The sequence below is a fragment of the Jatrophihabitans sp. genome (assembly GCA_036399055.1).
Taxonomy (GTDB): Bacteria; Actinomycetota; Actinomycetes; order Mycobacteriales; family Jatrophihabitantaceae; genus Jatrophihabitans_A.
The window spans coordinates 64,783-78,718 of the sequence record DASWNX010000021.1 but is presented as its reverse complement, the minus strand read 5'-3'; the positions used below and the strand labels follow the sequence as shown (position 1 = coordinate 78,718).

The window sequence follows — 13,936 nt, the reverse complement described above, 5'->3', positions numbered from 1 at the left end:
CGGACGCCGGGCTCACACCCCCAGCGGATGCCAGACCGTCTTGGTCTCGACGAAGGCCGCCAGCCTGGAGATGCCGGGCTCAGCCTCGAAGTTCAGTTTCGCCGGGGACAGCACCCGCTTGACGGTGTCAGCCGCCGCCTGGGCCAGCGGCACCCGGTCGGCCGGGGCGACGCCGGTCAGGTCGAGGCAGTTGACGTCGCGGTGACTGGCCAGCCAGGGCGCCAGCTCGGCGACCGATCCGGTCAGCAGGTTGAGCACCCCGCCGGGCAGGTCCGAGGTCGCCAGCGCCTCGGTGAGCGAGACGGCCGGCAGCGGACGGTCGGCCGAGGCCAGCACCACCACGGTGTTGCCGGTGGTCAGCGCCGGGGCGACCACCGAGACGAAGCCGAGCAGCGAGGACTCCTGCGGGGCGATGATGGCCACCACGCCGGACGGCTCGGGCACGGAGAAGTTGAAATACGGCCCGGCGACCGGGTTGGCGCCGCCCACCACCTGGGCGTACTTGTCACTCCAGCCGGCGTACCAGACCCAGCGGTCGATGGCCGCGTCCACCTGGCGGGCCGCGTCGTCGGCGCTGCAGGCCTCGGCCGCCGCGACCTCGGCGATGAACTGCTCACGGCGGCCTTCGAGCATCTCCGCGATCCGGTACAGCACCTGCCCCCGGTTGTAGGCCGTGGCAGAGGACCAGCCGGCGAAGGCTGTGCGAGCCGCGCTGACGGCGTCGCGCACATCCTTGCGCGACGCCTGGGCGGCGTGGGCCAGCAGCTGGCCGGCCGGATCGGTGACCGGGTAGGAGCGCCCGGACTCCGACCGGGGGAACGCCCCGCCGATGTAGAGCTTGTACGTCTTGCGGACCGCGAGCCGCTGGCTGGCCGGCTTGCTGGTTGGCTTGTTGGGCACTGCTATCCCTCGCTGTCGAGATAGGCCTCGAGGCCGTGACGGCCGCCTTCGCGCCCGAAGCCGGATTCGGAGTACCCGCCGAAGGGCGAGGTGGGATCGAAGTGGTTGAAGGTGTTCGCCCAGACGACCCCGGCCCGCAGCTTGCTGGCCATCCACAGGATGCGCGAGCCCTTCTCGGTCCAGACCCCGGCCGAGAGCCCGTACGGGGTGTTGTTGGCCTTGTCCACCGCTTCCTGCGGGGTCCGGAAGGTGAGCACGGTGAGCACCGGCCCGAAGATCTCCTCCTGGGCGATCCGGCTGGCCTGACTGGCGCCAGTGAAGACCGTTGGCGGGAACCAGTAGCCCCGCTCGGGCAGCTCGCAGGCCGGCGACCAGCGGGTGGCGCCCTCGGCCTCGCCCACGTCGACCAGCTCCTGGACCCGGGCGAGCTGCTTCGCGGAGTTGATCGCGCCGATGTCGGTGTTCTTGTCGAGCGGATCACCCAGGCGCAGCGTCTGCAGCCGGTCCTGCAGGGCCGAGACGACCTCGTCGTGCACCGACTCCTGCACCAGCAACCGCGACCCGGCGGAGCAGACATGGCCCTGGTTGAAGAAGATCCCCCTGACGATGCCCTCGACCGCCTGGTCGATCGCGGCGTCGTCGAAGACGATGTTGGCGGCCTTGCCGCCGAGCTCGAGGGACAGCCGCTTGCCCGACACGGCCACCGACCTCTGCAGCGCCTTGCCGACCGCGGTGGAACCGGTGAAGGCGAGCTTGTCGACGCCAGGTTGGTTCACCAGCGCCTGCCCGATGGCCGGTCCGCCGGCGAGCACGTTGACCACGCCGGGCGGCAGGTCGCACTCGGCGATGATCTCGGCCAGCGTCAGCGCGGTCAACGGCGTCGTCTCGGCGGCCTTGAGCACGACGGTGTTGCCGGCAGCCAGCGCGGGCGCGATCTTCCAGGCCGCCATCATCAGCGGGAAGTTCCACGGAATGATCTGGCCGGCCACCCCGACGGGTCTCGGATCGACTCCGAACCCGGCATGACCCAGCTTGTCGGCCCAGCCGGCGTAGTAGAAGAAGTGCGCGGCGGCGTTGGGGACGTCGACGTCGCGCGACTCCTTGATCGGCTTGCCGTTGTCCAGCGATTCCAGCACCGCCAGCTCGCGAGCGCGTTCCTGGATGGCCCGGGCGATCCGGAACAGGTACTTGGCGCGCTCGGAGCCCGGCAGCCGGGACCAGCTGCCCTCATAGGCCCGGCGGGCGGCGGCCACCGCGTCGGCCACGTCGGCCTCGTTTGCCTCGGCGACCTCGGCAAGCGGCTCCTCGGTGGCGGGGTTGAGGGTCTTGACCGCCTCGCCCCGGCCGTCGCGGAACTCGCCGTCGATGAAGATGCCGTAGGAGGGTTTGAGCCGGGCGATGGCGCGCGACTCCGGCGCCGGGGCGTACTCGAAGACGCTCACAGGGTCCTTCCGGTTCGCCAGCCCTGTCGGCTGTGACATGTCGGCGGGCTCGGTGGCTGCCATTGGCTTCCTCAGTCGATCGTGACGTAGTTGGGGCCGTCGTAGGCGCCGGAGCTGAGCTTGTGCCGCTGCTGCAGCAGGTCGTTGAGCAGCGAGGACGCGCCGAACCGGAAAGCCTTGGGGTCCAGCCAGCGCTGCCCGGCCACCTCGTTGACCATCACCAGGTAGCGGACGGCCTCCTTGGTGGTGCGGATCCCGCCGGCCAGCTTCACCCCGCGCACCTCGCCGGTCCGGGCGGCGAAGTCGCGCACGGCCTGCAGCATCACCAGCGCCACCGGCGGGGTGGCCGCCGGGCTGACCTTGCCGGTCGAGGTCTTGATGAAGTCGCCGCCGGCCAGCAGGGCCAGCCAGGACGCCCGCCGGACCGCGTCCAAGGTGACCAGCTCGCCGGTCTCCAGGATCACCTTGAGGTGAGCGGGGCCGCAGGCGTGCTTGACCGCGACGATCTCCTCGAAGACCTTCAGGTAGTTCCCGGCCAGGAACGCGCCCCGGTCGATCACCATGTCGATCTCTGTCGCGCCGGCCGCGACCGCCTCGGCGACGTCGACCAGTTTGGTCGTCAGCGAGGCCCGGCCGGAGGGGAAGGCGGTGGCCACCGAGGCCACCTGCACCTGGGTGCCCCGCAGCGCGTGAACGGCGAAACCCACCATGTCGGGGTAGACGCAGACCGCGGCGACCGGCGGCGCGCTTGAGTCCGAAGGGTCCGGACGCGCGGCCTTGGCGCACAGCGAGCGCACCTTGCCCTGGGTGTCAGAGCCCTCCAGGGTGGTCAGGTCGACCATCCGGATCGCCATGTCGATCGCCCAGGCCTTGGCGGTGGTCTTGATACTGCGAGTGGCCAGGGCCGCGGCCCTGGACTCGGCGCCGACCTGGTCGACGCCCGGCAGGCCGTGCAGCAACCGGCGCAGCGAGGCGTCGTCACGGCCGGCCTCAGCCAGGCTGGACGCGGCCGGACTGGACCCGGCGGACTGGCTCACGATGACACTCACGCGCGCCAGTCTAGGTTGTGCGCCGCCCGGCCGCCTTCGAGGTCCGGGCACGACCGGCTCGCCGCTAGGCTCCTGGCGTGCAGACCGTCGTCGTGGAACACCCGATCGTGCGAACCCGCCTGTCCGTGATGCGGGACGAGAGAAGCAGCAACGCCGAGTTCCGGGCGGCGCTGCGTGAGCTGGCCACGCTGCTGGTCTATGAGGCGACCCGGGAGTTGCCGGTGACCGAGGTGCCGATCAGGACCCCGGTCGGCCCGACCCTGGGCGCCACGCTGGCCAACCCGCCGCTGCTGGTCCCGGTGCTGCGGGCGGGGCTCGGGATGGCCGAGGCGGCGTTCAACCTGCTGCCAGAGTCCCAGATGGGCTTTGTCGGGCTGGCCCGCGACGAGCAGACCCACCTGCCCGCCGCGTACATGGCCTCGTTGCCGGACTCGCTGGCCGGCCGGCCGGTGCTGCTGCTCGATCCGATGCTGGCCACCGGCGGCTCGCTGGTGCATTGCTGTGAACTACTCGCCTCGCGCGGGGCGAGCGACATCACCGTGATCTGCGCGCTGGCCGCTCCTGAGGGCATAGCCACGGTCGAGCGCAGCGGATTGGCCGGTCGGTTGTTCACCGCCAGCGTCGATGAGGGCCTCAACGCCGACGCCTACATCGTGCCCGGCCTGGGCGACGCCGGCGACCGGCAGTTCGGGCCCCGTTAACCGGCAGTTCGCGCCCGTTAAGCGTTTGCCACTCTCGGTATCAGATGAGATGTTTAAGCACTCCTCAGCCTGGTCATATAGATGAGGAATCAAAATTTGACCTGCCTGCCGTTGCCTCCTGCGACGCCCCTGCCGGTGACTGACCTCACCGGCAGGTAGCAGCCGGGTCAGACGTCAGGAGTTCGTCGCATGTTCGAAGAGGTTCCGCGGGAGCGTCGCGGGATGGCTCGGTTGATGCCTATCCGGCGCGTCGTCCTCGGGCCGTTCGTGCTCGGCGGCGGGATGCTGGTGGCCGCGCTCGGCGGCTCGCTGGCTGTGGCGGCGGCGGCGACCGTGATCACCGCCTCGGCGATCGGATCCGATGACCTGCCGGCCCGGCCCGGCCACGCGGTGGCGCCGTCAGCCAGCCAGCATGCGGCCAGCTCCGGCAAGTCCGTCGCGGCCAGGCGGTCAGCCGCGCCGCACCGCCCGGCCTCGCCGACCACCGGCCGGCAGTCCCAGATCCCGCCGCCCGCCGGCCTTCTGACCAGCCCCGGCGCCGCCGGCGGGGGCAGCGTGCCCGGCGTCGCCGGAGCTCCGGCCCTGAGCAGCGTTGCCCGGCAGCTCGCGACGACGCCTGCCACCTCCCGCGCCGGCAGTCCGTCCGCGTCCGCGCCGGCCGGCAGCCCGTCGCTGACGCCGACACCCTCGCCCAGCGGCCCGCTGGGCAACGCGGTGATTCACGTCAGCGGCTTCGACCAGTCCAGCGGCCGGCTCGCCTACCAGTTCGCCACCGTCAAGCCCCGCGCCGCGGCCGACGGCGGCGATCTGTACCTGATCAGTGACTCCCAGACCTTCACCGCCGCGCTGGCGCCCTCGGCCGTCGTCATCTCCGGTGGCAGCATCTGCCCGCCGGCGGGCAGCACGTGCACGCTGGATCAGCTGATCCGCGCGGCAGACGCCGGGTTCTTCGCCCAAGCCGCGATCGACGCCACGGGTGTGCTGCGCTCGATCATCGAGGTCGGCGACCAGCCCATCGCCGCCGCCAAACTCCCACCGGTCCCGAGCGCCAGCGCGACCCAGGACAACAGTCGCTGGCAGCGCTCCAGCAGCAGCTCACCGTCGCCGAGCGCCACTTCCTGACGGGCCTGCCTGTCCTCGTTACCGACTTGAGGCCCTTGTTACCGACTTGATGCCAAGTGCTGAAAGCGCAGAACCCTGTTGGGTGTTCTGATGAGAGGCGGTGGCGCTTCTCACCGCCGGCGAAGGCCCCCGCCGCCGGATGCAAGCACTGCCGAGAAGGTGTCAGATGACCAAGCGCGCGACAGCCCTGGCCCGGCGCCGGCCACTCAGTCCCGGACCAGCCCTGGCGCTGCTGGGGTCCGCGCTGGCGCTGGGCGTGGTGCTGGCTGGATGCGCGAGCTCGGCCACACAGTCGGGTGGGTCGACGGCCGGGGGCTCGGCGGCGGCCAGCTCGTCGCAGCCGCCCGGCGCGATCTCGCCCGGCCCCGGCGACGCCGCGGACGCGCCGTGCCGGCAATGGTCGTGCACGCCGAGGCAACCGGTGCAGCTCGGCGGCGGTTACGCCGTGCGGTTGTGGTCCAGCGCGGCGCCCACCGCGACGGTCTCACCACCGGATAACAGCGCGCCGGTGCTGCAACTGCTGCGAGACGGCCAGCACCTGCAATGGTGGGTCGGCCGATCCGGTTTCGGCTGGACGACAAAGCTGGATTGCCTGCCGGTCGAGGCAGGGGTGAGCGCGCACTGCGCGGTGCTCGCCGCGGCGGGCTCGCATGCCGGCACTGCCGAGCTGGTGTTGCTGCGCTCCGGCGCGCTGGCCAGCCCGGCCCAGGCGAGCGTGAGCTTCGACGGCGGCCGGCCGATGGCCGCCGACCTTGATCGGGACGGCTGGCTGGACGTGTTCGGCACCGAGAACGACTACCAGCCCAACTACGCCACCGGCAAGAACTATTGGGCCACCTACCGGTTCGCCGACGGCAGCCTGCTCCGGACCGGCTGCTCACCGCGCCGGACCGCCGCCGAGCCGCCGCCGAGCCGGCTGCTCACCGGCGCCTGCCCGGTGCGGTCTCCCAGCTAGCCGAAGCTGGGCGCTCACCATGGCTGGGCGCTCACCATGCTGGGCGCTAGCCGGCCGAGGGCATCCCCAGAGCCCGGGTCACCTCGGCCGCCAGGGACGCCAGCTCAGCGGCGGCTCGCTGCTCGGCTGACGCGACGGCGGCCAGCAGCGGGTCGGCGGCCAGCAGCGGGTCGGCGGCCAGCAGCGGCTCAGCCAGCAGCGGCTCGGCGGTCACCGGCTCGTCCGGCTGGCCAGCGGCGGTCGGGATCACCAGTTCGAGGTAGGCCTTGCACTTGGGCTCGGTGCCCGAGGGTCGCACCACCACCCGGCCACCCTCGAATCGCAGGATCACCACATCGTTGTCAGGCGCCAGGTCGCTGACGCTGACCGGCCTGCCCAGCAACTCACCGGGCGGCTCGGCGCGCAACCGGCTCATCGCCTCGGTGATCAGGCCCAGGTCGGTGACCCGCCAGGACAGCTGGCGGGTGGCGTGCAGGCCGTACTCGGCGGCCAGCTCGGCCAGCCGCCGGGGCAGCGACGAGCCGGCGGCCTTGAGGTCGGCTGCCAGCTCGGCGATCAGCAGCGCCGCGGAGATGCCGTCCTTGTCGCGCACCAGCCCCGGCGCCACGGCGTAGCCCAGCGCTTCCTCGTAGCCGTACACCAGGTCCGGCGCGGCCCGCGAGATCCACTTGAACCCGGTGAGCGTCTCGGCGAAGCCCACCCCATGCCGTGCTGCCATCGCCGACAGCATCGTGGAGGAGACGATCGTGGTGGCGTAGGTCCCTAGGGCGCCGCGGCGCAGCAGCCAGTCCGCCAGCAGCACGCCCACCTCGTCGCCGCGCAGCATCCGCCAGCCGCCCGGGCGGTCGGCCGACGCCGGAAACACCGCGCCCACCGCGCACCGGTCGGCGTCGGGGTCGTTGGCGATGACCAGGTCGGCCTGGTCCCGCTCGGCCAACGCCAGGGCCAGGTCCATCGCCCCGGGCTCCTCCGGGTTGGGAAAGCTCACGGTCGTGAAGTCCGGGTCGGGCTCGGCCTGCTCGCTGACCTCGCTCGGCGCGCTGAAGCCGGCTGCGGCGAACACCGCCCGGATGAGCGGGGCGCCGACCCCGTGCAGCGCGGTGTGCGCCACCCGAAGCTCGCGAGGAGCGCCGGGACGCACCAGGCCGGCCACCGCCACCACGTAGGCCTGGACCACCGACTCGTCCAGCGTCCGGTAGTCACTCGACATGGCGATCGCGCGCGCCGAGCCGACCGCCCGGATCGCAGCCTCGATCTCGGCGTCCATCGGCGGCACGATCTGCGCGCCGTCGTGGGCGTAGACCTTGTAACCGTTGTCCTGCGGCGGGTTGTGCGAGGCAGTGACCATCACCCCGGCCACCGCGCCGAAATGGTTGACCGCGAACGCCAGCAGCGGGGTGGGCAGCAACCGGGGCAGCAGCCGGGCGTCGAAGCCGGCGGCGGCCAGGATCGCCGCGGAGTCGGTGGCGAAGGACCGCGAGCCGTGCCGGCCGTCATAGCCGATCACCACGATGCCGCCGCCCCGTCCGGACGCGGTGAGCTGAGCCGCCAGCCCGGCCGCCGCGCGCCGGACCACGGCGGTGTTCATGCCGTTCGGGCCGGCTCGCAGCGGTCCGCGCAACCCGGCGGTGCCGAAGGTCAGCGGGCCGGCGAATCGGTCGCCGAGCTCGGCCAGCGCGGCTGGGTCACCGTCCTGGGCGCGGGCCAGCAGCGCCTGCAGCTCGGCGACGGCGGCGGGGTCGGGCTCATCGGCGATCCACTCGCTCACCTGGTCGCTGAGCTGCTGGGGCACGGTGGCGCTCATCGGGCCTGCTCCTGCGCGCGCTGACGCACCTCGTCGATGCCGAAGGGCGGATCGGTGAAGCCGCCGCCGACCAGCACGTCCTCGCCCTCGGCGCCCGGCGGGTCCGATCGGAGCTTGCTGGCGTCGTCGAGCGGCTGATAGCCCAGCGCGCGCCCGGCGTCCAGGGACCACCACCGGTCCCGGTTGGCCGACACGCCCCACACCAGCGCGAAGCCGAGCTGGTCGGTGCGCAGGCAGGCGTCCACCAGGCTCGCGCAGTCCCGCGGTGACAGCCAGGTCGACATCGCCCGGGCATGGGGTGGGGAGTCGGCGAAGGTGCCGATCCGCAGGCAGGCGACCTGCATGGCGTAGCGGTCGACGTAGTAGCGCCCGAGCGCCTCGCCGAACACCTTGCTCACCCCGTACAGGGTGTCCGGCCGCGGCGGCGTGTCCGCGGCCAGCTCAGCGGCGCCGGCCGCCGTGGGATCGCCGGCCGGCGAGCGCTGGCCGTCGGCAGCCTGGCCCGGCTGCCTGGGGGTGAAGCCGACCGCGTGGTTGGACGAGGCGTAGACGACCCGCCGGACGCCGGCGCGCCGGGCGGCTTCGAACACCTGGTAGACGCCGTCGATGTTGGCGTCGCGGATCTCGGGCCAGGGCGCCTCGGTGGACCGGCCGGCCAGGTGGACCACAGCCCGCACCCCGGCCATCGCCTGATCCAGGGCGTCCGGATCGGTGATGTCACCCTGGACCTGCTTGATCGGGGTGGTCGCCGGCTCCCGGTCGAACCCCCTGAGCTGCCAGCCCATCGCCGGCAGCAGCGTCGCCAGCGAGCTGCCGATCACACCGCTGCAGCCGGTGATCAGGACGGTCACAGCCGGCCGATCAGCTCGCCGAGCAAGCCGCCGGCCCGGGCCGCGGCGGCCTTGCCGGCAGCCAGCACCTCTTCGTGGTTCAGCGGCTGACCGGTCATGCCGGCCGCCAGGTTGGTGACCAGTGAGATGCCGAGCACCTCAGAGCCCTCGGCCCGGGCCGCGATCGCCTCCAGCGCGGTGGACATGCCCACCAGGTCCGCGCCCAGCGTCCTGGCCATCCGCACCTCGGCAGGGGTCTCGTAGTGCGGGCCCGGGAACTGCGCGTACACCCCTTCGGCCAGGGACGGGTCGATCTGGCGCATCAGCGCCCGCAGCCGGGGTGAGTACAGGTCGGTCAGGTCGACGAACCGCGGCCCGACCAGCGGCGAGGTGGCGGTCAGGTTGAGGTGGTCTGAGATCAGCACCGGATCACCGACCCGCATGTCCTCGCGCAGCCCTCCGCAGCCGTTGGTCAGCACCGTGACGGCGCAGCCGGCCGCGGCGGCCACCCGCACGCCGTGCACCACCGCCGCCACTCCGCGGCCCTCGTAGAAGTGGGTGCGCCCGGAGAAGATCAGGACGCGCTTGCCGGGCCTGCCGTCCTCGCCCGGCATGGCCAGCGATCGGATCGTGCCGGCGTGCCCGGCGACCGCCGGCGGCAGGAAACCGGGCAGCTCGGTGCTGGCGAACTCCTCGTCGGCGGTGGCCCGCTCGCTCAGCGCGGTGACCGCCGGCAGCCAGCCGGACCCGAGCACCAGTGCCAGGTCATGCCGCTCGGCGCCGGTCCGGGCGGCCAGTGCCTGGGCTGCCTCGGCGGCCAGCTGGCCCGGATCGGGCGCCCCGCGCTCGGCTTGCTGCGGCTGCCCGTGCCGGGGGGCGCCTGCGGTCGGGATCTCGGTCTCGGTCTCGGTCACGGGAGCAGAGCCTAGCCTCGCGGCCCCGGGGCGCACCCGATAGAACCGCCGCGGCCAGCGCAGGCTCCGCCGCGTCCGGGCCCGCACACGGTTCAGGCCGAGCGCGCGTTCGATGGTCGAGAGATAGGCCACGCCCCCGCATCCGGAGTGAACCGGTTCGCTCTAACATCACGCTATGACGGCGCCCTCCGATCACCTGGCTCTGGCTGCTGACTTCCCGGCGGCGAACCGGGAGCAATGGCGTTCGCTGGTGGCCGCGGTGTTGGCCAAGTCAGGAATCAGCGCCGGCGCCGGTGAGCCGGAGGACGCGTTGTCCTACCGCAGCTACGACGGCCTGCGGATCGCTCCGCTCTACACCGCCGCCGACCTGCCGGACGGGGTGGGGCTTGAGGCTGCCGGGCTGCCGGGCCAGCCCCCTTTCACGCGCGGGTCCAGTGCCGAGCGAACGGGCTGGGACGTCCGGCAACGGGTCAGCGATCCTGATCCGGTGGCCAGCAACCGGGCCGTGCTGGCCGAGCTGACCGGCGGCGCCTCCTCGATCTGGCTGCAGCTGGGCCAGGGCGGGGCGCCGGTCGAGTCGCTGGCCGAGGTCCTGGACGGGATGTACCTGGAGCTGGCGCCAGTGGCCCTGGACGCCGGCGCCGAGACCGGCCCGGCGGCCCAAGCGCTGTTGCGGCTGGTGAGCGACCGCGGCCTGGCCCCGGAGGAGGTGTCGGGCACGTTGGGCGCGGACCCCATCGGGCACGCCGCGCGCACCGGCCTCGCGCCGGACTCGGGCCTGATCGCACGGCTGGTCGAAGTCGCCGCCGTCTTCCCCCGGCTGGGGCTGTGCACGGTCGACGCCGGCGTCTACTCCGAGGCCGGCGGCAGCGACTCCGATGAGCTGGCGATCAGCGTCGCGGTCGGGGTGGCCTATCTGCGGGCCCTGACCGACGCCGGCCTGAGCGTCGACTCGGCCCTGGCGCGACTGGAATTCCGGTACGCCGTCAGCGCCGACCAGTGGGCCTCGATGGCCAAGCTCCGAGCCGGGCGCCGGCTCTGGAGCCGGGTGGCCGAGCTGTGCGGCGCCTCGGCCGGCAGCCAGGGTCAGCGCCAGCACGCGATCACGGCCGCGGTCACGCTGACCCGGCGCGATCCGTGGGTGAACCTGCTGCGGGCCACCGTCGGCTGCTTCGCCGCGGCCGTCGGCGGCGCGGACGCGATCACGGTGGCCCCGTTCGACTCCGCGGTCGGGCTGCCCGAGGACTTCAGCCGCCGGATCGCCCGCAACACCCAGTCGATCCTGCACGACGAGTCCGGCCTGGGCCGGGTGCTCGACCCGGCCGGCGGCTCCTGGTACCTGGAGTCGCTGACCGAGCAGCTGGCCGAGGTGGCCTGGAGCAAGTTCACCGCGATCGAGCGCGGTGGCGGCGTGGTGGCCGCCCTGGAGTCCGGGCAGCTGGCCGGGATGCTGGCGGCCAGCTGGCAACCGCGCCGCGACAACATCGCCCGCCGTCGCGACCCGATCACTGGCGTCAGCGAGTTCGCGATGCCCGATGAGCCCGCGCTCAGCCGCCGGCCGCAGCCGGCGCCGCCGGCCGGCGGGCTGCCCCGGGTGCGCTACGCCGAGCCGTTCGAGGCGCTGCGGGACCGCTCCGACGCCCAGTTGGCTGCCACCGGCGCCCGGCCGAAGGTGTTCCTGGCCGCGTTCGGGCCGGCTACGGCGCACGCCGGGCGGCTGGGCTTCGCCCGCAACCTGCTCGCCGCCGGCGGCCTTGAGCCGGTGGTGGGCCTCGGGCGGCCCGAGGAGGTGGTGGCGGCGTTCGGGGCGAGCGCGACCCCGCTGGCGGTGCTGTGCTCCTCCGACGCGGAGTACACCCAGCAGGCCGAGTCGCTGGCCGCTGGGCTGAGGGCCGCCGGCGCCGATCAGGTCTGGATCGCTGGCCCGCCGAAGCTCGTCGAATCCACGGGCAACGCGGTCGACGCCGCGGTCTACTCCGGCTGTGACGCGGTCGCGGCCCTGCGGTCGATGTTCGAGGTGCTGGAGGTGCCTTCGTGATCCCCGACTTCGGCGGGCTGTCGCTGGGCCGCCCCGCGGCCGGGCAGTCGAGCCGGCCTCCCACCGGCGGCGGCTGGAGCACCCCGGAGGGCATCGAGGTCGCTGAGCTCTACACCGCCGCCGACCTGGCTGGGCTGGACTTCCTCGACACCTATCCAGGCATCGCGCCGTTCCTGCGCGGGCCCTACCCCACCATGTACGTCAACCAGCCCTGGACGATCCGGCAGTACGCCGGGTTCTCCACGGCCGCGGATTCCAACGCCTTCTACCGGCGCAACCTGGCCGCCGGGCAGAAGGGCCTGTCGGTCGCCTTCGACCTGCCCACCCACCGGGGTTATGACAGCGACAACCCCCGGGTGATCGGCGACGTCGGGATGGCCGGGGTGGCGATCGACTCGATCTATGACATGCGCGAGCTGTTCAACGGCATCCCGCTGGACAAGATGAGCGTGTCGATGACCATGAACGGCGCGGTGCTGCCGGTGCTGGCGCTGTTCGTGGTGGCCGCCGAGGAACAGGGGGTGGCGCCCGAGCAGCTGACCGGCACCATCCAGAACGACATCCTCAAAGAGTTCATGGTGCGCAACACCTACATCTACCCGCCGGTTCCCTCGATGACGATCATCAGCGACATCTTCGCCTTCACCTCGGCGCGGATGCCTCGCTACAACTCGATCTCGATCTCGGGGTACCACATCCAGGAGGCCGGCGCGACGGCCGACCTGGAGCTGGCCTACACCCTGGCCGACGGCGTGGAGTACGTGCGCGCGGGGCTGGCGGCGGGCATGGGCATCGACGCCTTCGCGCCCCGGTTGTCGTTCTTCTGGGGCATCGGCATGAACTTCTTCATGGAGGTCGCCAAGCTGCGCGCGGCCCGGCTGCTGTGGGCCAAGCTGATCCGGCAGTTCGAGCCGGCGAGTGAGAAGTCGCTGGCGATGCGGGCGCACTGCCAGACCTCGGGCTGGTCGCTGACCGCTCAGGACGTCTTCAACAACGCGGTGCGCACCTGCGTCGAGGCGATGGCCGCGACCCAGGGGCACACCCAGTCGCTGCACACCAACGCCCTGGACGAGGCGCTGGCGCTGCCGACCGACTTCTCGGCCCGGATCGCCCGCAACACCCAGTTGCTGCTGCAGCAGGAGTCCGGCGCCACCCGGGTGATCGACCCGTGGGGCGGCAGCGCCTACGTCGAGAAGCTGACCCATGACCTGGCCCGCCGTGCGTGGGGCCACCTGGAAGAGGTCGAGAAGGCGGGCGGGATGGCCGCCGCGATCGAGGCGGGGCTGCCGAAGCTGCGCATCGAAGAGGCCGCCGCCCGCACCCAGGCCAGGATCGACTCCGGCCGCCAGCCGGTCATCGGGGTGAACAAGCACCGGGTCGACAGCGACGAGAAGATCGACGTCCTGAAGATCGACAACGCCGGCGTGCGGGCATCCCAGCGTGAGAAGCTGCTGCGGCTCAAGGCCGAACGCGATCCGCGGGCCTGCGAGCAGGCGCTGACCGCGCTGACCCGGGCCGCGGCCGCGGTGGCAGAGGGCAGCAGGCCGGCCGGTCTGGAGCAGAACCTGCTGGCGCTGGCGATCGACGCCGCCCGGGCCAAGGCCACCGTGGGCGAGATCTCCGACGCGCTGGAGGTGGTCTTCGGCCGGCACGCCGGGCAGATCAGGACGATCTCAGGGGTGTATGGCGCCGAGGCCGAACAGGAGGGCAGGGTGACCTCGATCGAGCAGGCCCGGACCGCCACCGACCGGTTCGCGGCCGAGCACGGCCGCCGGCCGCGCATCCTGGTCGCGAAGATGGGCCAGGACGGGCACGACCGCGGCCAGAAGGTGATCGCCACCGCCTTCGCCGACCTCGGCTTCGACGTCGACGTCGGGCCGCTGTTCCAGACGCCGGCCGAGGTGGCCCGGCAGGCGATCGAGGCCGACGTCCACGTGGTGGGTGTGAATTCCCTCGCCGCCGGGCATCTGACCCTGGTGCCGGCGCTGCGGGACGAGCTGGCCGCCTTCGGCCGCTCGGACATCCTCATCGTGGTCGGCGGGGTGATCCCGGAACAGGACTTCGACGAGCTGCGTGCAGCGGGCGCGGCGGCCATCTTCCCGCCCGGCACCGTCATAGCCACGGCTGCGCTGCAGTTGCTCGAGGTGCTCACCACCCAGCAGCCCAGCGCCGGCTGAACCG

The 13,936-nt window shown here is 72.6% G+C and carries 11 protein-coding genes; 5 read left to right on the top strand and 6 right to left on the bottom strand.

The genetic code is table 11. The features are described 5' to 3' along the window. Positions 1-12: 12 nt before the first annotated feature. From VGB75_08590 to deoC, 3 genes are all read right to left on the bottom strand, one after another. The gene (locus VGB75_08590) at positions 13-900 is read right to left on the bottom strand and encodes an aldehyde dehydrogenase family protein (protein ID HEY0167085.1); all 888 of its coding nucleotides are present in this window, start codon (positions 898-900) and stop codon (positions 13-15) included. A gap of 2 nt (positions 901-902) precedes the next feature. After that, complete coding sequence (locus VGB75_08585; GenBank protein HEY0167084.1) at positions 903-2,342, bottom strand: aldehyde dehydrogenase family protein; 1,440 nt, start codon at positions 2,340-2,342, stop codon at positions 903-905. A 71-nt stretch (positions 2,343-2,413) separates the two neighbouring features. Further along, positions 2,414-3,391 (bottom strand): deoxyribose-phosphate aldolase, encoded by a 978-nt coding sequence (deoC, locus tag VGB75_08580; protein ID HEY0167083.1) that lies wholly within the window; start codon positions 3,389-3,391, stop codon positions 2,414-2,416. Positions 3,392-3,468: 77 nt separating this feature from the next. Between deoC and upp the strand changes: the two genes are divergently transcribed. The 3 genes from upp (at position 3,469) to VGB75_08565 (ending at position 6,169) form a co-directional block, all read left to right on the top strand. Further along, entirely contained in the window at positions 3,469-4,092 is a 624-nt protein-coding gene (gene upp, locus VGB75_08575; GenBank protein HEY0167082.1) for a uracil phosphoribosyltransferase, read from the top strand. A 234-nt stretch (positions 4,093-4,326) separates the two neighbouring features. Beyond that, positions 4,327-5,214, top strand: coding sequence for a hypothetical protein (locus VGB75_08570; GenBank protein HEY0167081.1), 888 nt, complete (start codon positions 4,327-4,329; stop codon positions 5,212-5,214). Between the two features lie 166 nt (positions 5,215-5,380). Continuing rightward, positions 5,381-6,169, top strand: coding sequence for a hypothetical protein (locus tag VGB75_08565; protein ID HEY0167080.1), 789 nt, complete (start codon positions 5,381-5,383; stop codon positions 6,167-6,169). A gap of 46 nt (positions 6,170-6,215) precedes the next feature. On the opposite strand, the gene VGB75_08560 is transcribed toward VGB75_08565, so the two are convergent. Genes VGB75_08560 through VGB75_08550 form a run of 3 tightly spaced genes read right to left on the bottom strand, consistent with a single transcriptional unit; the run spans position 6,216 to position 9,717 of the window. Continuing rightward, the gene (locus VGB75_08560) at positions 6,216-7,973 is read right to left on the bottom strand and encodes a phospho-sugar mutase (protein ID HEY0167079.1); all 1,758 of its coding nucleotides are present in this window, start codon (positions 7,971-7,973) and stop codon (positions 6,216-6,218) included. After that, positions 7,970-8,824, bottom strand: a complete 855-nt coding sequence (locus VGB75_08555) for an NAD(P)-dependent oxidoreductase (protein HEY0167078.1) — start codon at positions 8,822-8,824, stop codon at positions 7,970-7,972. Before VGB75_08555 ends, VGB75_08560 begins: the two co-directional genes overlap by 4 nt. After that, the gene (locus tag VGB75_08550; protein HEY0167077.1) at positions 8,821-9,717 is read right to left on the bottom strand and encodes a purine-nucleoside phosphorylase; all 897 of its coding nucleotides are present in this window, start codon (positions 9,715-9,717) and stop codon (positions 8,821-8,823) included. Before VGB75_08550 ends, VGB75_08555 begins: the two co-directional genes overlap by 4 nt. 175 nt (positions 9,718-9,892) lie before the next feature. On the opposite strand from VGB75_08550, the gene VGB75_08545 reads away from it, so the two are divergent. Next, positions 9,893-11,755, top strand: a complete 1,863-nt coding sequence (locus tag VGB75_08545) for a methylmalonyl-CoA mutase subunit beta (protein ID HEY0167076.1) — start codon at positions 9,893-9,895, stop codon at positions 11,753-11,755. Continuing rightward, on the top strand, positions 11,752-13,932 hold the full coding sequence (gene scpA / locus VGB75_08540) for a methylmalonyl-CoA mutase (protein HEY0167075.1): 2,181 nt from the start codon (positions 11,752-11,754) through the stop codon (positions 13,930-13,932). Before VGB75_08545 ends, scpA begins: the two co-directional genes overlap by 4 nt. Positions 13,933-13,936: the final 4 nt, after the last annotated feature.